Below are 19,534 nucleotides of genomic sequence, written 5' to 3'. Positions count from 1 at the left end.
TCAATTAGCTGCTTTTCGGCCCTTTCTGCCGCGTACCACGGCCGTCCCGGGCGTGTCGCGTCTCACCCCGCGCGGCGCAGCCGTACGGCGTCGCCGGCCGCGATGGCGCCGGGGCGCAGCACTCGCGCGTACACGCCCGCGCACGGCTGCGGCCCGGCGCCCAGCACGTCGAGGCGGTTGTGCCGAGCCACCGTGCGCAGCGCGTCGGGGTCGCGCGGCGACTCGCCGTGCGCCAGCGTCGGCACCGCGCAGCGCGGGGTCGGCGCGATGACCTCCAGGACCAGCCCGTCGCCGATCTCCAGCTCGGCGCCCACCCAGCCGTTCTCCACGAACCCCGGCTCGTCCGTCGCGACCACCAGGTTGGGGCGGTAGCGGACGGCCTCCACCGTCCCGCGCGGGCTCAGCTCCCCGATAGCGGCCAGCGACGACGTCGTGATCAGATGTACGGGAGCGAAGTCGAAGAACGTGCCCGCCGGGGCGGCCCCGCCCAGCCTGGTGGTCGTGAACCCCACCTCGGCGTCGACGCCGCCGCCCAGCACCTCCTCGGGCACCGACCGTTCCAGCTCCGCGTCCGGCGGCGGCACGTCCACCACCCGGACCTCCCGGCCCAGCAGCTTCGACAGCTCCTCGTCCCCGGGGACCCCGCCGCCGAGGGTGAGCAGGTCGCGCCAGAGCCTCGGGTTCTTGGCGCTGGCGATCTTCCCGGTCTCGACGTCGAGCACCGCCCTGACCCGGTCGCCTTCCAGGCCCCGCTCGGTCACCCGCACGCCGGCGACCTCCTCGCCCGGCATCGACTTCACCGGGTAGCGGTACATCCTCTTCACGATCATGCTGCCGAGCCTACGTCGCCCGCCTCCCCCGGCGACGAGCCGTCCAGACGCCGGACAGAGACCGTCCAGACGCCGGACAGACGCCGGACAGACACCGGACAGACGCCGAGGCCGGTCCCCGGGCGGGGACCGGCCTCGGTGACGTCAAGGTCAGGCGGCGGCGTCGGCCATGCGGCGCAGCCGCGCGAGCGCGTCGCGCTCGATCCGGCGGGCGCGGTCGCGGCCGATGCCGTAACGCTCGCCCACCTCGGTGAGCGTGTGCTCCCGCCCGTCGACCAGGCCGTAACGCCAGCGCAGCATGTCGCGCGTGTCGCCCTCCAGCCCGGTCAGCCACTGGTCGAGCCGCTCGCGCTCCAGGATGTCGATCGCCTGCTGCTCAGGATCGGCCCAGGTCTCGTCGGCGATCATGTCGCCCAGCTCGGTCTCGTCCTCGTCTCCCACGCCCAGCTGGAGCGACACCGGGTCGGACGCCCAGCGGCGCAGCTCCCGTACGCGCTCGACGGGCAGGTCGAGGATCTTGGCGAGGTCGTCGTCGGTGGGCTCGGCGTCGAACTCCGCCAGCATGTCGCGGCGCACCCGCATCAGCCGGGTCATCTGCTCCCCGGCGTGCGTCGGCAGCCGCACCGGCCTGGCCTGCTCGTGGATGGCCCGGCCGACCGACTGCCGGATCCACCACGTGGCGTAGGTGGAGAACTTGTATCCGCGCTTGTAGTCGAACTTCTCCACCGCCCGCACCAGCCCCAGGTTGCCCTCCTGGACCAGGTCGATGAGCGGCATCCCGCGCCCCGAGTACTTACGGGCCACCGCCACCACCAGGCGCAGGTTGGCCTGGATGAACTCGTCCTTCGCCCGCCGGCCGGAGATCGCCAGGCGCTCCAGCTCCTCGTCCGCCGCGTCCCCGATCCGCGGCTCCGACCCCCCGCGGTCGAGCAGCTGCTCGGCGAACAGACCCGCCTCGATCCGCTTGGCGAGCTCCACCTCCTCCTCCGCGGTGAGCAGCGGAACCCTCCCGATCTCGGCCAGGTAGGTCCCCAGCAGATCCCGGTCCGCGACGTGCTGCTCCTGCGCGCGACTCCCCGTAGGTCTTGCCATCCCCTGGCACCTCGTTCCGCAGGCTGCGTTCTATACCCGCCCAACGTCCGGCCGGAAGCAAAGATTCCCCAAAGGCCTACGACCAGGGGAGGGTTCTGCGGGTCCTACTCAAGGAGGAGACCGCCGCGGAACACCTGGTGAACAAGGGGGACGCCGGGCCGGTAGGCCAGGTGTACATAGGAGGGGGCGTCGAGGACGACGAGATCCGCCCGGCTGCCGTGACCCAGCCACCCTACGTCCGTCCGGCCCAGCGCGCGCGCCCCGCCCCTGGTGGCCGCCCTGATCGCCTCCAGCGGCGTCATCCGCATCTCCCGCACGGCGAGCGCGACGCAGAACGGCATGGACGAGGTGTAGGACGAGCCGGGGTTGCAGTCGGTGGCCAGCGCGACCGTCACCCCGGCGTCGATCAGCCTCCTGGCGTCGGGGTAGGGGGAGCGGGTGGAGAACTCGGCCCCGGGCAGCAGCGTCGCCACCGTGCCCGACGAGGCCAGCGCGTCCACGTCGGCGCCGGTCAGATGGGTGCAGTGGTCGGCCGACGCGGCGCCCATCTCGCACGCGATCCGCACCCCTGGGCCCTCGCCCAGCTGGTTGGCGTGCACCCTGGGGCGCAGCCCCGCCTCGATCCCGGCGGTGAGGATCTCCCTGGTCTGGTCGCCGTCGAACGCGCCGCGCTCGCAGAACACGTCCACCCACTTCGCGTACGGGGCGCACGCCCGCAGCATCTCGCCGGTGACCAGCCGCACGTACGCGTCGGGATCGGCCCCGGCGGGCACCACGTGCGCGCCGAGGAACGTGGTCTCGTCGGTGAGCGTCGTGGCGATCTCCAGCGAGCGGCGCTCGTCCTCGACGGTCAGCCCGTAGCCGCTCTTGATCTCCACCGTGGTGGTGCCCTGCGCGTTCATCTCCGCCACCAGCGCGGCGGCGCGGACGGCCAGTTCGGCGTCGCTCGCGGCGCGGGTGGCGGCGACGGTGGTGCGGATACCGCCGCCGGTGTAGCGCTCGCCGGACATGCGGGCGCCGAACTCGGCCGTCCGGTCGCCGGCGAAGACCAGGTGGGCGTGGCTGTCGACGAACCCCGGGATGACGGCCCGGCCCGCGACGTCCACCCGCTCGTCGGCCGCGGGCGCCCGCCCGCTCTCCCCCGCCCAGGCGACCCGGCCGTCCTCGACCACCAGGGCCGCGCCCTCGATCTCCTCGCGCTCCGGGTCGCCGGTGTAGAGCAGCCCGATCCCGTCGATCAGCGTCGTGGTCACCGCAGTCCTCCCGTCGTCCCCGCGAACAGTCCGTCCCCGCTGGTCACCGCAACTCCTCCATCGCCTCGGCCAGCAGGGCGCCGACGTCGCCGAGCACGTGCCGGCCCTCCTCGACGATCTGCCGGCCGCCCGAGACGACCGCGCGCACGTCGGCCGCCGTCGCCGCGAACGCCACCGCCTCCAGCCCGGCCGCGCCCGCCGTCCGTACCGTGTCCGTCCGCACCGTCACCAGGTCGGCCCACGCGCCCGGCACCAGCAGCCCCGCGTCCGGGAAGCCGAGCGAGGCGTGGCCGGCGGAGGTGGCGGCGGTGAGCAGTTCGGCGGCGGACCAGTGGCCGCGCCGCTCGGTGGCCAGCCGCGCGTTCAGCTCGACGGCTCGGGCCTCCTCGAACAGGTCGATCACCGCGTGGCTGTCGGAGCCGAGCGTCAGGGGCGAGCCCCGGTCGAACACCGCCCGCGCCGGCCCGATCCCGTCGGCCAGCTCCCGCTCGGTCGTCGGGCACATGCACAGGCAGGCGCGCGAGCCGCCGAGCAGCTCGACGTCCGTCTCCGACAGGTGGGTGGCGTGCACGGCCGTCGAGCGCGGGCCGAGCGCGCCGTGCCGGTGCAGCAGTTCGACGGGCGAGGCTCCGTACGCCGCCACGCACGCGGCGTTCTCGGCCCGCTGCTCGGAGACGTGCGCGTGCAGCGGCGCGGCGTGCGTGCGGGAGAACTCCACGACCACCGGCATCTGCTCGGGCGGAACGGCGCGCACCGAGTGGATCGCGGCGCCGATCTCCACGTCCGGCTGCCCCTCGTACGCGGCGGCCAGCCCTTCCGCCCGCGCCGCCCACCCGTCGGCGTCGCCGTCGCCGAACCGCAGCTGCGCGCCGGCCGGCGCGGCGCCGGGGCCTCCGGCCACGTAGCAGGCGTCGATCAGCGTGACGCGCAGGCCGGCATCCCGCGCGGCCCTGATCAGCGCGTGCCCCATCACGTTGCGGTCCTCGTACGGTTTCCCGCCCGGGGCGTGGTGCAGGTAGTGGAACTCGCCCACGCAGGTGACCCCGGCCAGCGCCATCTCGGCGTAGACCGCCCGCGCCAGTCTCAGGTAGGCGTCGGGGTCCAGCCGGCCGGCGACCTCGTACATGCGGTCACGCCACGTCCAGAAGTCGCCCCTGCCCGTCTGGGTGGCGGCGCGCAGGGCTCGGTGGAAGGCGTGGGAGTGCGCGTTGGCCAGGCCGGGGATGGTCAGCCCCGGCAGGCGGCGAGCCCCGCCGGGCTCGCCCCGGGTCACGCTCACGATCCTCGGCCCGTCGACCTCCACGAGCACGCCGTCCACGACCCCGTCCGGCAACCACGCCCGCTCACACCAGTAGGTCACCGGCACAGCTCCTCCAGCACGTCGGCGAGGGCGATGACGCCCGCCCGGCAGTCCGCCTCCTCGGCATGCTCCTCGGGCGAGTGGGACACGCCGGTGGGGTTCCGTACGAACAGCATCGCGGCGCGCACCCCCGCGGCGGCGAGTATCCCCGCGTCGTGCCCGGCCCCGGTCGCCAGCACCGGCACCCGCCCCGCCCCCGACGCCGCGACTCGCCCCGACGTCTGCCCGGCCGTCTGCCCGGACGTCTGCCCGGCCGTCTCCCCGGGCACCTGTCCCGCCGTCCGCCCCGTGGCCTGCCCGGATTCCTGTCCCGCTGTTCCCTCCACCGCCCTGGCGATCCGTTCCCGCAGGTCGCGGTCGAACTCGACGAGCGGCGTCCACGACTCCTCCCGCACCTCCACCCGCCGCGCCGGCTCCCCCGGGGCCCCCGCGAGGAGGTCAGAACCCGAAAGGGCTCGCGCGTCCGGCTCCGACAGGAGCGCGACGACCTCCCGTACGAGCGCGCGCACGCTCTCCTCATCCGGGCCGCGGGCGTCGAGCCAGGCGGCGACGTGGCCGGGCACGGCGTTGGCGTTGTTGGGCGTGACCAGCACCTTGCCGACGGTGGCCAGCGCCTCGTGGCGGACGGCGGCCTCGCGGGCGGCCTGCACCAGGCGGGCCAGCAGCAGCATCGGGTCGTCGCGGTCCGCCAGCCGGGTGGTGCCGGCGTGGTCGGCCCGGCCGCGCAGGTCGAACCGCCACCGCCCGTGCGGCCAGATCGACCGTCCGACGCCGACGGGCCGATCCAGCGCGGCCAGCGCCCTGCCCTGCTCCACGTGGAGTTCGACGAACGCCCCCACGCGGGCCAGCGTCTCCGGGTCGGGCCCGAGCGCGCGCGGGTCGCGGCCGGCGCGGGTGAGCACGTCGGCCAGGGTGTCGCCGCGGTCGTCGGTCAGGCCGAGGGCCCGCTCCGGCGTCATCGCCCCGGTGAGCAGCCGCGACCCCACGCACGGCACGCCGAACCTGGCGCCCTCCTCGTCGGTGAAGCAGACCACCGCGAGCGCCCTGCGCGGCCGGAACCCCCGCTCGCGCAGCAGGTCGAGGGCGGAGAAGGCGGAGACGACCCCCAGCGGCCCGTCGTACGCCCCGCCCTGGCGGACGGAGTCGAGATGGCTCCCGGTGGCCACGCCCGGCTCCCCCGCCGGGTCGCCCCACCAGGCCCACAGGTTGCCGTTGCGGTCCTCGGTCAGGTCGAGCCCCCGGCGCGCGGACTCGCCGGCGAACCAGGCGCGCAGTTCGAGGTCGGCGTCCGACCAGGCGTCCCGTACGTAACCGCCGGTGACGGGGTCGCGCCCCACGTGCGCGAGTGCGTCGAGCATGGTCACACTCTAGTGAATAGATCCATTCAGCGCCCGCGCCGGGCGATCTCTCAGGTGACCGGGCCGGCGCTCGGCCGGATGGTCAGCTCGGTGAGGTGGGCGTCGGGGCCGGCGGTGATCGCCGCCAGCATGGCGCGGGCCACGGTGTCGGCGGTGAGGTAGCGCTCCGGCTCGTAGTCGCCGCCTTCCTGCTCGCGCACGCTCCGCTGCATGTCGGTGTCGATCCGGCCCGGGTAGACCGTGGTCACCCGCAGCTCCGGCTCCTCCTGGCGCAGGGCGTCGGCGAAGGCCCGCAGCGCGAACTTGCTGGCCGCGTACGACGCCCAGCCCGGGTTGGCGCGCCGGCCCGAGCCGGAGTTCACGCAGACGACGTGCCCTCCGGCCCGCCGGAGCGCCGGCAGCAGCAGCCGGGTGAGCTCGGCCACCGCGAAGAGGTTGAGCTCCATGGTCTCGCGCCACACCGAGGCGGGCAGCTCGCCGATCCGGCCAAGGGTGGTCACGCCCGCGCTGTGCACGAGCACGTCGAGCCGGTCGACGTGCGGCAGGGACTCCTCGGTGACCGTGGTCAGGTCGACCGGCCAGGGCAGCGCGCCCGGCAGCTCGGCCGCCAGGTCGCTCAGCGCCCGCCGGTCACGCCCGAGGAGCAGCACGTCGTGGGTCGGGGCGAGAGCGCGCGCGACGGCCGCGCCCACCCCGCGCGTGGCCCCCGTGATCAGGGCCTTGGGTCGTTCACTCATGGAAGGAAGCCTTTCACGGTTGACAAGATACTCAAATTTGAACACAAACTTGAGCAGTGACCACCACGCGCATCCTCATCCTCGGCACCCTCCTCGACGGCCCGCGCAACGGCTACCAGGTACGCCGCCACCTCGAGACCTGGGGAGCCGACAGCTGGACCAGCGTCAAGTTCGGCTCGATCTACCACGGGCTCGGCAAGATGGCCGACGAAGGGCTGCTGGAGGTGGTCGAGAAGGGCAAGGGCGGCGCCACGGTCTACGCCCTGACCGACGAGGGCCGGTTCGAGTTCCACCGCCTGCTCCTGACGCTCTGGCACGCGCTGATGCCGATCGTCGACCCGTTCCAGGTGGCGATCACGTTCATGGACCGCCTCGACAAGGACACCCTGCTGGCGGCGCTGCGCGACCGGGGCGAGCTGCTGGAGGCGACGGTCGCCGGCCTCGACCGGTCCTACGGCTCCAAGCAGCGCTTCGGCGCCCCCCGCCACATCGACGAGACCCTCAGGCTCAACACCGCCATGCTGCGGGCGCAGCTCGACTGGTGCCGCCAGGCGCTGAGCAAGGTCGAGGACGACGAGCTCCCCTAGGAGAAACATGATCATCCATGTGAAGGGATTGACGAAGACCTTCACCGCGCGCGGCCCTAAGGGCACGCGGACGGTCGACGCCGTACGCGGCGTCGACCTGGAGGTGGAGGCCGGGCAGATCTACGGGGTGCTCGGCCCCAACGGCGCGGGCAAGACGACCACGATCCGGATGCTCGCCACCCTCATCAGGCCCGACGCCGGCACCGCCACCATCGCCGGGCACGACCTGCTCGGGGAGCCCGGCGAGATCCGCCGCGCCCTCGGCTACGTCAGCCAGGCCGGCGGGGTCGAGGAGCAGTCCTCTGCACGCGCCCAGGTGACGTTCGCGGCCAGGCTGTACGGGGTCGCGGACCCGTCCGGGGCGGCCGACCGGGTGCTGAAGAGGTTCGACCTGGCCGAGATCGCCGACCGGCCGGGCCGCACCCTGTCCGGCGGGCAGAGGCGGCGGGTGGCCATCGCGCTCGGGCTGGTCCACTCGCCCCCGCTGCTGTTACTCGACGAGCCCACCACCGGACTCGACCCGCAGAACCGCGCCAACCTCTGGGACCGCGTCAGGGAGCTGCGCGAGCAGGGCACCAGCGTCCTGCTCAGCACCCACTACCTGGAGGAGGCCGACGCGCTCTGCGACCGGCTGGCGATCGTCGACCACGGCGTGGTCGTCGCCGAAGGCACCCCGGCCGAGCTCAAGCGCGAGGTCTCCGGCGACGTGGCGACGCTCCGCCTCGACGGCCCGGAGCGGGCCCCGCACGACAGGACGACGCTCGACGACGTCTTCCTGGCCAGGACCGGCCGATCGCTACGGGACACGGGAGCCGACGCGTGATCAGGGACACCGGCCTCTTCCTGGGCCACGAGCTGCGCGGCACCTTCCGCAACCCGATCTGGCCGCTGTTCGGCATCGTCCAGCCGGTCATGTACCTGCTGCTGTTCGCCCCGCTCTACGCCGGCATGGCCTTCGGCGGCGACCTCGGCCTGGCGCTCACCTCGTTCGCGCCCGGCATGCTCGTCATCACCGCTCTGTTCGGCACGATGGGCGTGGCGTACGGGACCATCTACGAGATGCGCAGCGGCGTGCTGGAACGGATCGCGGTCAGCCCCACCTGGCGGCCCTCCATCGTGCTCGGCCGCATGCTGCGGGACGCGGCGGTGCTGATGCTCCAGTCGCTCATGGTCATCCTCGTCGCCCTGCTCATGGGGCTGCGGATCGGCTTCCCCGGCCTGGTGCTCACGCTGCTGCTGCTGGCCGTCACCGGGCTGTTCGCCTCGGGCGTGGCCTACGGGCTGGCGCTCAGCCTGGGCGACGAGAACGCGATGGGGCAGCTCATGCAGTTCTTCGCGCTGCCGCTCATGCTGCTGTCGGGGGCGCTGCTGCCGATGGCGCTGGGGCCCGGGTGGCTGGAGCGGGTGGCCTGGTTCACGCCGTTCTACCACCCGGTCGAGGCCGGGCGGGCGCTGTTCGCCGGCGACCTGACCGACCTGTCGATCCCGCTCGCGTTCGGGATCATGCTGGGCCTGGCCGCGCTGACCGTCACCTGGTCCGTGCGTTCGCTAAGGAAGATCACCGGTTAGGAACGTCCCGGTCTCGTCCGTCATCCGCTCGTACTCCTCCAGCCGCGCCTGGGTGCGCAGCGGCGCCGCGTCGGCCATGGCCTCCACCAGGGCCATGGCCAGGGCCAGCGGCGCCGCGTGGGAGTCGAACACCAGCCGGTCGCCCACCGGGGCGTCGAGCACCGCCTCCGCGGGGAAGTCCGGCCGGTCGCAGATCGCGGCCACCCGGTAGCCGATCTTGTCCGCGTACTCCAGCGCCTGCATCACCTCGGCGGGATAGCGCGGCAGCACCACGGCCACCAGCCACTCCGCGCCCGCGCGCCGGGCGGCGTGCAGCCCGTCGATCAGCTCCGACCCGCCGTGGGCGAGCAGCCGCACGTCGGGGTGGATGCGGCGGGTGTAGTAGGCGAACGTCGTGGCCAGCCCCGCCGACACCCGCAGGCCCAGCACGGGGAGCGGCTCGGCGGCGGCCAGGCACGCGCCCAGCTCCTTCAGCGGCAGGGACGGCAGCCGGTCGCGCACCGCGGTCAGGTTCCTGATCTCCCGGTCGATGGCTCCTTTGATCAGGCTCTCCTGCTGCCCCTCCGGCGGGCCGCCGAGCACCAGCGGGCGCAGCGCCTGCCGCAGCTCCGGGTAGCCCGCGAACCCGAGCACCATCGCGAACCTGGTCACGGACGGCTGGCTCACGCCCGCCCGTTCGGCCAGCTCCACGCTCGACAGGAAGATGGCCTCCTCCAGGTGCTCCGACAGATAGTGAGCGATCCTCCTCTGCACCGGTGAGAGCCTGCGGCCGTCGAGCAGCCGGTCCAGCCCGCCGTGGTAAGCGCCCGTCACACCTCCTCCAACACCGTGGACCTGGTGTTCTCATCCCACATCGGCATCACGGGTCACTCAGGACTCGCGCATCGGGACGCGTACGCCGCGCTCGGCCGCCACCGCGGCCGCCTCGTCGTAGCCGGCGTCGACGTGGCGCATGACGCCGGTGCCGGGGTCGTTGGTGAGCACCCGGTCGAGCTTCTCCGCGGCCAGCGGCGTGCCGTCGGCGACCGTCACCTGGCCGGCGTGGATGGAACGGCCGATGCCGACGCCGCCGCCGTGGTGGATGGACACCCACGACGCGCCGGACGCCGTGTTGAGCAGCGCGTTGAGCAGCGGCCAGTCGGCGATCGCGTCGGAGCCGTCGGCCATGGCCTCGGTCTCGCGGTACGGGGACGCGACGGAGCCGCTGTCGAGGTGGTCGCGGCCGATCACGACCGGCGCCCGCAGCTCGCCGGAGGCCACCATGTCGTTGAACCGGCCGCCCGCCAGGTCGCGCTCGCCGTATCCCAGCCAGCAGATACGCGCGGGCAGCCCCTGGAAGTGGACCTTCTCCCCGGCCTGGCGGATCCAGCGGGCCAGCGGCTCGTTGTCCGGGAACAGCTCCAGGATCGCCCGGTCGGTGGCCGCGATGTCGGCGGGGTCGCCGCTGAGCGCCGCCCACCGGAACGGCCCCTTCCCCTCGCAGAACAGCGGCCTGATGTACGCGGGCACGAACCCGGGGAAGTCGAAGGCCCGCGCGTATCCGGCCAGCTTCGCCTCGCCCCTGATGGAGTTGCCGTAGTCGAACACCTCGGCCCCGGCGTCCTGGAAGCCGACCATGGCCTCGACGTGGACGGCCATGGACCCGCGGGCCCGCTCGGTGAAGCCCGCCGGGTCCTTGTCGCGCTCGGCGGCCATGTCGTCGAAGGCCACGCCCAGCGGCAGGTACATGAGCGGGTCATGGGCCGAGGTCTGGTCGGTGACGATGTCGATCTCGGCGCCGGCGGCGAGCAGCGCGGGCAGCGCCTCGGCCGCGTTGGCCACCACGCCGATCGACAGCGGCCGCCGCGCGTCGCGCGCCTCGTACGCCAGCCGCAGCGCCTCCTCCAGCGACTCGGCGCGCACGTCGAGGTAGCGGTGCTCGATGCGGCGGGCCACGGAGCGGGGGTCGCAGTCGACGCAGACGGCGACGCCGCCGTTCATGGTGACGGCCAGCGGCTGCGCGCCGCCCATGCCGCCGAGCCCGGCGGTGAGCGTGATGGTCCCGGCCAGCGACCCGCCGAACCGCTTGGCCGCCACCGCCGCGAACGTCTCGTACGTGCCCTGAAGGATGCCCTGGGTGCCGATGTAGATCCACGAGCCGGCGGTCATCTGCCCGTACATGGTGAGCCCGGCGGCTTCGAGCCGACGGAACTCCTCCCAGTTGGCCCAGTCGGGCACCAGGTTGGAGTTCGCGATCAGCACCCGGGGCGCCCACTCGTGGGTGCGGAAGACGCCCACGGGCCGCCCCGACTGCACGAGCAGGGTCTCGTCGCCCTCCAGCGTGGTGAGCGTCCGGACGAGCGCGTCGTAGGAGGCCCAGTCGCGGGCCGCCCGCCCCGAGCCGCCGTAGACGACGAGCTGCTCGGGATGCTCGGCCACCTCCGGGTCCAGGTTGTTGCGGAGCATGCGCAGGGCCGCCTCCTGCGGCCACCCCTTGGCGGTGAGCGTGGCTCCTCGCGGCGCTCGCACGGTGCGGCTCATGGCGACCTCCTGAATGAACGCATTCATCAACGTCACCCGAAGAGTACAACGGGAGATCGCGAGCGGAACGCCTAGCTCACGAGGAACTGGGTGGCCGCGAGCTCGCGGTAGAGCTCGTCGGCGCCCACCAGCTCGTCGTGGGTGCCGACGGCCCGCACGCCGCCGGCCTCCATGACCACGATGCGGTCGGCGTTGGTCACCGTGGACAGCCGGTGGGCGATGACCAGCACGGTCGTCTCGGCGGCGACCTCGGCGATGACCTCGCGCAGCCGCAGCTCGTTGACCGCGTCGAGCTGGGAGGTGGCCTCGTCGAGCAGGAGCAGCCTGGGCCTGCGCAGCAGCGCCCTGGCGATGGCCACGCGCTGCCGCTCGCCGCCGGACAGCAGCACGCCCCGGTGGCCGACCAGGGTGTCGAGGCCGTCGGGCAGCCTGGCCACCAGGTCGTCCAGGCGGGTGCGGGCGACGGCGCGCAGCAACGCGTCGTCGGTGGCGTCGGGGGCGGCGAACAGCAGGTTCTCCTTGAGCGTGCCGGCCAGCACGGGCGCGTCCTGCTCGACGTAGCCGAGCGCCGCGCGCAGCTCGCCGAGCGGCCAGTCGCGGATGTCGCGGCCGTCCAGCGAGATGGTCCCGCCCTGGTGCTCGTAGAAGCGTTCGAGCAGGGCGAAGACGGTCGACTTGCCCGCTCCGGACGGGCCGACGAGCGCGGTGAGCCCGCCGGGCGGCACCTCGAAGCTGACCCCGTCGTGCACGACCGGCCGGTCGTCGCCGTACCGGAAGGTGACGTCGTCGAAGCGCACGCCGAGCGGGCGGCCGCCGGTGGCGGCCGGCTCGCCGACGGGCTCGCCGGGCAGGTCCTCGACCTCCTTGATGCGCTTCAGCGCGGCCAGGCCCTGCTGGAGCTGGACCGCGCCCTCGACGAGCTGCCCGATCGGCGCCACGAGGTAGAACAGGTAGAGCAGGAAGGCGATCAGCGACGAGACCTCCAGCGCGCCGGAGGCGACCCTGGCCCCGCCCACCCCGAGCACGCTCAGGAAGGCGATCTGCACGGCCATGAAGGTCGACACCCCGGCCAGCGAGGTCCACCCGGCTACCTGCAGGCCGCGGTCGCGGGCCCGCCCGGCGGCGCCGGCGACGACGGTGATCTCGCGCTCCTCGGCACCGCTGGCCTTGACCGTGCGGTAGGCCTGCAGCGCCCGGTCGAGCACCGCGCCCATCTCGCCGACGGCCTCCTGCGCGTCCTTCTGCGCCCGCATGATGCGCGGCATGACCGAGCCGGTGAGCCCGCCGATCACGACGATCACGAGCAGCGTGACCAGCAGCAGCGTGCCGTCCATGGCGGCCATCAGGACGATGGCGCCGACCAGCATGAACACCGAGCCGACCGAGTTGACGACACCGTTGGTGAGGACCGCGCGCAGCAGGGTCGTGTCGCCGGTGACGCGGGAGAGCAGGTCGCCGGGCTTGAGCCGGTCGACGTCGGCCACCCGCAGCCGCAGGATGCGCTCGACGAGCCGGAGGCGGGCCCCCATCACGACGCTCTCGCCGGTGCGCTCCATCAGGTAGGAGCCGCCGGCCGACACAGCGGCGCCGACCAGGACGGCCACGGTCAGGCCGATGAGCGGCCCGGCCATCGACCGGTCCGCGCCGAAGGCGTCCACCACGTACTTGGCCAGCAGCGGCATGGCGAGGCCGGCGGCCGAGCCGATCAGCTCCAGCACTCCGCCCGCGACCAGGATCCACCGGTGCGGGCGCAGGTAGGCGAGCAGTTCTTTGATCACCGAATCCCCTTCCGGGAGTCATTCGACCGCACCCGGCGGCCGGGTGCGCGCTTTCGCACCCGTCAACCTAAATTGACGACTCAGGTATGTCAACTTATGTTGACGACTCCTCCCTGAGGATGACGCGACCGGCGTCCTCCGGACGGACAGGGCGTCAGGTGGCGAGGACGGCGGCGCCTCAGTCGACCCCGGGCAGATCGGGGACGTCGTACTCGGCGTCCCCGTCGTCGACCCGCCGCATCGCGATGTCCTCCGCCCACGCCGCGGCCCACGCCCGGATCTCCCGCGACCGGTCCGGGGCCACCCCGCAGGCCGCGAACTCCTCGTCGGCGATGAACTCCACGAACTCCAGCCGCATGAGCAGCTCGGCGGTGGAGAAGTCGTCCGCGTGCAGCCTGCCGAGCCGCTCCAGGTCCCTGAAGGAGTACGGATCAGCCACGGCGGCGAGGGCTGCGACATCGAGGGCCAGGCCGCGGTCGTGGAACGCGCGCAGCCTCGCGCCCGCGGCGTCGTTCCGCGGGCCGTCGGAGCGCGGGGGAAGCGCCATGGATCAGGTACGGCGGCGCAGGCGGCGGGAGGACGGCAGGTCGTGGCGCCCCGACAGGAACTCCTGGAAAGCGATCTTGGCCCGGATCACCGGCCGCCGCCAGCGCTCCTCCCGGTGGATGGCCCTGGCCATCTTGCGCGGCGCGCGGCCGGCGAAGAACCAGTGCGCCCACGGCGACCCCGGCCGCGCCAGCCGCACCGCGCCGACGACCAGCAGAAAAGGCAGGAACAGCCCCGCCATCCCGGTCCAGATCTTCCCCTTGAGCAGGGTGACCACGGCCAGCAGCAGGTTGCCCACGATCAGCGCCGCCGGGTTGACCAGCGGCAGGCCGAAGTCCCAGGTGAGGGGCCGCAGCCCGATGAGCAGCAGCCCGGTGACGGCCACGGCGATGAACACCGCGTCCACCGAGGTCCGCCCCTCCTCCTCCCAGTAGACGTCGTGCAGGTGGAGGATCAGCGCGAACTCGTCGAGCACCAGGGCCGCCCCGACGCCGAACACCGACGCCGCGACCGCGTACCCCACCTGCGAGACGCCGGAGACGATCAGCCCGGCCACCCCGCCGACCAGCATGAGCACGACCCCGAACACCACGTGGTGGATGTGCATCTCCCCCACGTTGACGTTGCGGAACCAGCCCACCTTCGCCCTGATCAGCCGTACGTTGATGCGGGTGGCGATGAACGCCACGATCAGCGCGACGAAGAAACAGAACAGCGGCAGCCGTCCCGTCCCGATGATGTGTGACTGAAACCACTTCTCCATGACCGTGTACAGAACTCTACGATCACGATCGTGGTGGTTGCGGCGTAAGACCCCCGTTTCACACCCTTGGACCGCGTCCGCAGTCTCAGCGGGCCCGGTCGTAGACCAGGGCGATCTCGCCCAGCTCGCCGGTCTCCTGCCGGGTGAGCGTCCACGTCGAGGCCGGCAGGCCGTCGTCGAACAGCCGCTGCCCGCCCCCGGCGATCTGGGGGAAGATCATGAGGTACAGCCGGTCGATGAGATCCGCCGCGAGGAGCGGCTTGATGACGCTCGGGCTGCTGTTGACGAGGATGTCGCCGGAACCTGTGGCCCGGAGGTCGGCGACGACGTCGGCTGCGGGGGCGTTCACCACGCGGGCGTGATCCCACGGCGCTTCGGTCAGCGTGGTCGAGAGGACCACCTTCTCCGTGCCCACCAGCCACTTCGCGTAACCGCGATCACGCGGGTCGGCGTTCTCGTCCTCGGCGACCGACGGCCAATAGCCCAGGAATCCCTCGGCGTTGACCCGGCCGAGCAGCGCGGTCGTCGCGCCCTCCCAGATGGCGGTCAGGTGGCCCCGGGCCACGTCCGTGGCCACGTACGGGGCGAATGCCGCGAAGTCACCGGGACCGCCGGGGCCGTGATAGCGGCCGTCGAGGGTGAGGTTCAGGTTCGCGGTCACGCGGCGGTCGGTCGAGCGGGTCATTCGGTGCTCCTTGTCTCGGTGTCATCCGCGGCGAGGATCACCACGAGCTTGTCGAGGCTCTGGCCGAAGCCGAGCTCGATGCCCGCGACGAAGTCCGCGGAGTCGACGGTGCTGTCGGTGATCCGGAAGTGGACGTCGAGGTCTGTGCCGGTTTCGGCAGGCCGAAGGGTCAGGTCGAGGTGGGAGGTGAACGCGGGGCCGCCGCCGGGGAGCAGCGGGGAGAGGCGATAGGCGAGGCGTTCACCGGGGCGTACGTCGTCGACGACTCCCTCCGCGCGCCCGGCGACCGGGTCGGAGCCGTCGGCGTCCTCGGCGTCGCGGTACACCTGGACGATCCGCCCGCCCGGCCGGGCCTCGAACACGACCTCGGCGACGCGCAGGTCGTCGGGCGTCCACCACCGGGCGAGCAGGGAGGCGTCGGTCAGATGGCGCCAGACGTCCTCCGGGCGCCCCGCCAGCGACCGGTGGAACCTGAACGAGCGGCCGTCGGCCCACCCCGCCTCCTTCGCGGCGAGCCGCTCCGTGTGGAGCCCGGCCCCGTAGCGGTCGAAGGTCTCGCGGGCGCCGTCGGCCTGGTCCGCGAGCCTGCCGAGCACGGCGGCCAGGTCCCGCAGCGGCGCGGGCCTGAGCGCGTAGACGCGGCGCTGGCCGGTGCGCTGGGAGGTGACGACGCCGGCGCGCTCCAGGGTCTGCAGGTGCTTGGTCGTCTGCGGCTGGCGCGCCCCGGCGAGCTGGGCGAGGACGCCGACCGAGCGGGGGCGCTCGGCCAGCAGGCTCACGAGCCGCCAGCGCGCCGGGTCGGCCAGTGCGGCCAGGAGTGCGTCCATGGAGGCATTATTCTCCACGACGAATGTTCGTGTCAACGAATAAGTACACGCCTGAAGGGGCACACGGTCATCCGGGCACTCCCGTCAGGAGAGGAAACCCCGCAGCAGGGCGGCGGTGCCCTCCAGGTGCTCGCACATCGCGCGGCGGGCGGCCTCGGGGTCGCCGGCGAGGATGGCCGCCACGATCGCGCGGTGCTGGGCCGCCGCGTGGTCGAGGTTCACCTGGAGCATGGGGATGGCGTTGAGCAGGTCGCCGACCCGCAGGCGGGCGTCCGCGCAGGCGGCGGCGAGCAGGCTCGACCCGGTCAGCTCGGCGATCGACAGGTGGAAGGCGGTGTCGAGGCGGCGGTAGTCCTCCAGCGACGCCGAGTCGAGGTCGGCCAGCCGGCGCAGGAGCGTGTCGCGCTGCCCGTCGGTCAGCTCGGCGCCGGCCAGCACCTGGGCGGCCCCGCACTCGACGGCCATGCGGAAGGTGAGCGCGTCGGCCAGGTCGTCGGTGCCCATGTCGGCGACCGCCTTGCGCAGGTCGGCCGGGCCCGGCCGGGGCGGCGTGTAGGTGACGAACGCGCCGCCGTAGCGGCCGCGCCGCACGTCGAGGAAGCCCGCGTCCTGCAGGGCGCGGATGGCCTCGCGCAGCGTCACCCTGCTGATGCCGAGCTGGACGGCCAGCTCGCGCTCGGGGGGCAGTTTGCCGCCCGGCGCCACCACGCCCAGTTTGATCGCCTGAAGGAGCCGCTCGACCGTCTCCTCGAAGGCGTTTCCGGCCCTCACCGGCCGCAACACCGTCATCAAACGCGCCGACTCGTCCAACGTGTCCTCAGGTCTTGACAAGCGATCCCGCCATACACATCAATGGTCTGAGACTAGCCCAATCAACGGCGAACCGCCTCCTGCCAGATCGGAGCCAGCACGTGAGCGAGCGGTCCAGTCATGGCTTTCTCACCGTCGACGAGCTGCGGCAGGAGGTCGCCGCCGGGCTGATCGACACGGTGCTGCTGGCCGTCGCCGACATGCAGGGCCGTCTGCAGGGCAAGCGCCTGTCCGCCCGCTACTTCCTCGACGAGGTGCTGCACCACGGCTCGGAGGGATGCAACTACCTGCTCGCCGTCGACGTGGACATGAACACGGTCGGCGGATACGCGATGTCGTCCTGGGATCGCGGGTACGGGGACTTCGTGATGCGCCCGGACCTGTCGACGCTCAGGCGCGTGCCCTGGCAGGAGGGCACGGCGCTGCTGATGGCCGACCTCGTCTGGGAGAACGGCGACGACGTGACGGCCTCGCCACGCCAGATCCTGCGCCGCCAGCTCGCCCGGCTGGAGGAGCGCGGCCTGCGCGCGCACGTCGGCACCGAGCTGGAGTTCGTCGTCTACGAGGACTCCTACGAGCAGGCGTGGCAACGCGCCTACCGCGACCTGACCCCCGCCAACCTCTACAACGTCGACTACTCGCTGCTCGGCACCGCCCGGGTCGAGCCGCTGCTGCGCCGCATCCGGCGCGACATGGAGGGCGCGGGCCTGTACGTGGAGTCCGCCAAGGGCGAGTGCAACCTGGGCCAGCACGAGATCGCCTTCCGCTACGCCGAGGCGCTGGTCACCTGCGACAACCACGCCGTCTACAAGAACGGCGCCAAGGAGATCGCCGCCCAGGAGGGCAGGTCGATCACCTTCATGGCCAAGCCGAACGACCGCGAGGGCAACTCCTGTCACATCCACATCTCGCTGCGCGGCACGGACGGCGAGCTGGTGATGGCGGGCGACGGGCCGCACGGGCTGTCGCCGCTCGGCCGCCGGTTCGTCGCCGGCCAGCTCGCCTGCCTGCGCGAGCTCACCCTCCTGTACGCGCCGAACGTCAACTCCTACAAGCGGTTCGTGCCGGGCAGCTTCGCGCCCACCGCCGTCAAGTGGGGCTTCGACAACCGCACCTGCGCGCTGCGCCTGGTCGGCCACGGCCGCTCGCTCCGGGTGGAGAACCGGGTGCCGGGCGGCGACGTGAACCCGTACCTCGCCGTGGCCGCGCTGGTCGCGGCCGGCCTGCACGGCATCGACGAGGAGCTGGAGCTGGAGGAGGCGTTCGAGGGCAACGCCTACGCCTCCGGCGCCGAGACCGTCCCGCACACCCTGCGTGACGCGCTGACCCTGTTCGAGGGCTCCAAGCTGGCCAGGGAGGAGTTCGGCGAGGACGTGGTGGCCCACTACGCCAACAACGCCAGGGTGGAGCTGGCGGCCTTCGAGGCGGCGGTGACCGACTGGGAGATGTTCAGGGGATTCGAGCGCCTGTGACGAGCATGAAGATCATCAATCCGGCGACCGAGCAGGTCGTGGCCGAGGTCGAGATGGCCGGGGTCACCGAGGTCGACGAGGCCGTGGCCAGGGCCGCGAAGGCCTGGCGGGAGTGGCGCGAGGTGGCCCCGGGCGACCGGGCGCGGCTGCTGCGCGCCTTCGCCGACCTGGTCGACGCGCACGCCGAGGAGCTGGCCCTGCTGGAGGTGGCCAACGCCGGCCACCCGGTCGGCAACGCCCGCTGGGAGGCGGCCACCGTCCGCGACGTGCTCCACTTCTACGCCGGCGCGCCCGAGCGCAACCACGGCAGGCAGATCCCGGTGCCCGGCGGCGTCGACGTGACGTTCCAGGAGCCGCTGGGCGTGGTGGGCGTGATCGTGCCGTGGAACTTCCCGATGCTGATCATGTCGTGGGGCGTCGCGCCGGCGCTCGCGGCGGGCAACGCGGTCATCGTCAAGCCCGCCGAGCAGACCCCGCTGACCGCGCTGCGGCTGGCCGAGCTGGCCCTGGCGGCGGGCCTCCCCGAGGGGGTGCTCCAGGTCCTGCCTGGAGCAGGGGAGGTCGCGGGAGCCCGCCTGGTGGAGCACCCCGGCGTCGCCAAGATCGTGTTCACCGGCTCGACCGAGGTGGGCAAGCAGATCGCGGCCAAGGCCGCCGCGCACGTCAAACGGCTCACCCTCGAACTCGGCGGCAAGTCGGCCAACATCGTCTTCGCCGACGCCGACGTCGCCAAGGCCGCCGCCGCGGCCCCGTACGCGGTCTTCGACAACAGCGGCCAGGACTGCTGCGCCCGCTCCCGCGTGCTGGTGCAGGAGAGCGTGTACGACGAGTTCCTCGAACGGCTGTCGGAGGCGGTGCGCGGGCTGCGCGTCGGCGACCCGCTCGACCCCGCCACCGAGATGGGCCCGCTGATCAGCGCCGAGCACCTGGAACGGGTCCGCGGCTTCGTCGCCGACCCGTTCCTGCAGGGCTCGTGCCCGCGGGGCCGCGGCTTCTGGTTCCCGCCGACGGTGCTGACCTCGGACGTCACCGACCGCGCGTTCACCGAGGAGATCTTCGGCCCGGTCGTGTCGGTGGTGCCGTTCGCCGGCGAGTCCGACGCGGTCCGCATCGCCAACGACACCCGCTACGGCCTGTCCGGCTCCGTCTGGACCCGCGACATCGGCCGGGCGCTGCGGGTGGCCCGCGCGGTCGAGGCCGGAGCGCTCTCGGTGAACTCCAACTCCTCCGTCCGTTACTGGACCCCGTTCGGCGGGTTCAAGGAGTCCGGGCTCGGCCGCGAGCTGGGCCCGGACGCGCTCGCCGCGTTCACCGAGACCAAGAACGTCTTCATCTCAACGGAGTAGC

19 protein-coding genes are annotated in these 19,534 nt (G+C 72.9%); 5 read left to right on the top strand and 14 right to left on the bottom strand.

Translation table 11 applies throughout. The features are described 5' to 3' along the window. Window positions 1-62: 62 nt before the first annotated feature. From ACQEUU_RS10990 to ACQEUU_RS10965, 6 genes are all read right to left on the bottom strand, one after another. Window positions 63-830, bottom strand: a complete 768-nt coding sequence (locus ACQEUU_RS10990) for an MOSC domain-containing protein (RefSeq protein WP_433063797.1) — start codon at window positions 828-830, stop codon at window positions 63-65. 150 nt (window positions 831-980) lie between these two features. Beyond that, window positions 981-1,922, bottom strand: coding sequence for a sigma-70 family RNA polymerase sigma factor (locus tag ACQEUU_RS10985; RefSeq protein ID WP_433063795.1), 942 nt, complete (start codon window positions 1,920-1,922; stop codon window positions 981-983). Window positions 1,923-2,026: 104 nt separating this feature from the next. Continuing rightward, entirely contained in the window at window positions 2,027-3,175 is a 1,149-nt protein-coding gene (gene hutI, locus ACQEUU_RS10980; RefSeq protein ID WP_433063792.1) for an imidazolonepropionase, read from the bottom strand. 43 nt (window positions 3,176-3,218) lie between these two features. Next, window positions 3,219-4,541, bottom strand: a complete 1,323-nt coding sequence (locus ACQEUU_RS10975) for a formimidoylglutamate deiminase (RefSeq protein ID WP_433063789.1) — start codon at window positions 4,539-4,541, stop codon at window positions 3,219-3,221. Then, complete coding sequence (locus tag ACQEUU_RS10970; RefSeq protein ID WP_433063787.1) at window positions 4,532-5,893, bottom strand: allantoate amidohydrolase; 1,362 nt, start codon at window positions 5,891-5,893, stop codon at window positions 4,532-4,534. Before ACQEUU_RS10970 ends, ACQEUU_RS10975 begins: the two co-directional genes overlap by 10 nt. A 50-nt stretch (window positions 5,894-5,943) precedes the next feature. Beyond that, entirely contained in the window at window positions 5,944-6,630 is a 687-nt protein-coding gene (locus tag ACQEUU_RS10965) for an SDR family oxidoreductase (protein WP_433063785.1), read from the bottom strand. A 56-nt stretch (window positions 6,631-6,686) separates the two neighbouring features. Here ACQEUU_RS10965 and ACQEUU_RS10960 point away from each other — a divergent pair, with 56 nt between their 5' ends. From ACQEUU_RS10960 to ACQEUU_RS10950, 3 genes are read left to right on the top strand one after another with little or no spacing between them, the layout of a single operon-like run. After that, complete coding sequence (locus ACQEUU_RS10960) at window positions 6,687-7,217, top strand: helix-turn-helix transcriptional regulator (RefSeq protein WP_433063782.1); 531 nt, start codon at window positions 6,687-6,689, stop codon at window positions 7,215-7,217. 10 nt (window positions 7,218-7,227) lie between these two features. After that, window positions 7,228-8,040: an ABC transporter ATP-binding protein gene (locus tag ACQEUU_RS10955; RefSeq protein WP_433071810.1), complete on the top strand. Its 813-nt coding sequence runs from the start codon at window positions 7,228-7,230 to the stop codon at window positions 8,038-8,040. Then, entirely contained in the window at window positions 8,037-8,786 is a 750-nt protein-coding gene (locus ACQEUU_RS10950; RefSeq protein WP_433063780.1) for an ABC transporter permease, read from the top strand. Before ACQEUU_RS10955 ends, ACQEUU_RS10950 begins: the two co-directional genes overlap by 4 nt. On the opposite strand, the gene ACQEUU_RS10945 is transcribed toward ACQEUU_RS10950, so the two are convergent. From ACQEUU_RS10945 to ACQEUU_RS10910, 8 genes are all read right to left on the bottom strand, one after another. Further along, window positions 8,766-9,599 carry a MurR/RpiR family transcriptional regulator gene (locus tag ACQEUU_RS10945; RefSeq protein WP_433063778.1) on the bottom strand — a complete coding sequence of 278 codons (834 nt, stop codon included), beginning with the start codon at window positions 9,597-9,599 and terminating at the stop codon, window positions 8,766-8,768. The two genes, ACQEUU_RS10950 and ACQEUU_RS10945, sit on opposite strands and share 21 nt — an antisense overlap. Before the next feature lie 57 nt (window positions 9,600-9,656). Further along, window positions 9,657-11,306 carry a urocanate hydratase gene (hutU, locus tag ACQEUU_RS10940; protein ID WP_433063775.1) on the bottom strand — a complete coding sequence of 550 codons (1,650 nt, stop codon included), beginning with the start codon at window positions 11,304-11,306 and terminating at the stop codon, window positions 9,657-9,659. A gap of 71 nt (window positions 11,307-11,377) precedes the next feature. Then, complete coding sequence (locus ACQEUU_RS10935) at window positions 11,378-13,084, bottom strand: ABC transporter ATP-binding protein (protein ID WP_433063773.1); 1,707 nt, start codon at window positions 13,082-13,084, stop codon at window positions 11,378-11,380. Window positions 13,085-13,262: 178 nt separating this feature from the next. Then, the gene (locus tag ACQEUU_RS10930; RefSeq protein ID WP_433063770.1) at window positions 13,263-13,631 is read right to left on the bottom strand and encodes a hypothetical protein; all 369 of its coding nucleotides are present in this window, start codon (window positions 13,629-13,631) and stop codon (window positions 13,263-13,265) included. A gap of 3 nt (window positions 13,632-13,634) precedes the next feature. After that, window positions 13,635-14,393 carry a hypothetical protein gene (locus ACQEUU_RS10925; protein WP_433063767.1) on the bottom strand — a complete coding sequence of 253 codons (759 nt, stop codon included), beginning with the start codon at window positions 14,391-14,393 and terminating at the stop codon, window positions 13,635-13,637. 85 nt (window positions 14,394-14,478) lie between these two features. Continuing rightward, a complete protein-coding gene (locus ACQEUU_RS10920) occupies window positions 14,479-15,078 on the bottom strand; it encodes a dihydrofolate reductase family protein (protein WP_433063765.1) in 600 nt (199 codons plus the stop codon). Beyond that, on the bottom strand, window positions 15,075-15,905 hold the full coding sequence (locus ACQEUU_RS10915) for a metalloregulator ArsR/SmtB family transcription factor (protein WP_433063762.1): 831 nt from the start codon (window positions 15,903-15,905) through the stop codon (window positions 15,075-15,077). The genes ACQEUU_RS10920 and ACQEUU_RS10915 overlap by 4 nt, the downstream gene beginning before the upstream one ends. An 84-nt stretch (window positions 15,906-15,989) precedes the next feature. Beyond that, entirely contained in the window at window positions 15,990-16,694 is a 705-nt protein-coding gene (locus tag ACQEUU_RS10910; RefSeq protein ID WP_433063759.1) for a FadR/GntR family transcriptional regulator, read from the bottom strand. A 122-nt stretch (window positions 16,695-16,816) separates the two neighbouring features. Between ACQEUU_RS10910 and ACQEUU_RS10905 the strand changes: the two genes are divergently transcribed. Next, a complete protein-coding gene (locus tag ACQEUU_RS10905; RefSeq protein WP_433063756.1) occupies window positions 16,817-18,187 on the top strand; it encodes a glutamine synthetase family protein in 1,371 nt (456 codons plus the stop codon). Between the two features lie 5 nt (window positions 18,188-18,192). Next, window positions 18,193-19,533, top strand: a complete 1,341-nt coding sequence (locus ACQEUU_RS10900; RefSeq protein WP_433063753.1) for an aldehyde dehydrogenase family protein — start codon at window positions 18,193-18,195, stop codon at window positions 19,531-19,533. Window position 19,534 lies beyond the last annotated feature (1 nt).

The organism is Nonomuraea sp. CA-218870, from assembly GCF_050936535.1.
Classification (GTDB): domain Bacteria; phylum Actinomycetota; class Actinomycetes; order Streptosporangiales; family Streptosporangiaceae; genus Nonomuraea; species Nonomuraea corallina.
The sequence above is the reverse complement of the archived record's forward strand: the minus strand, read 5'-3'. Positions and strand labels throughout refer to the sequence as shown.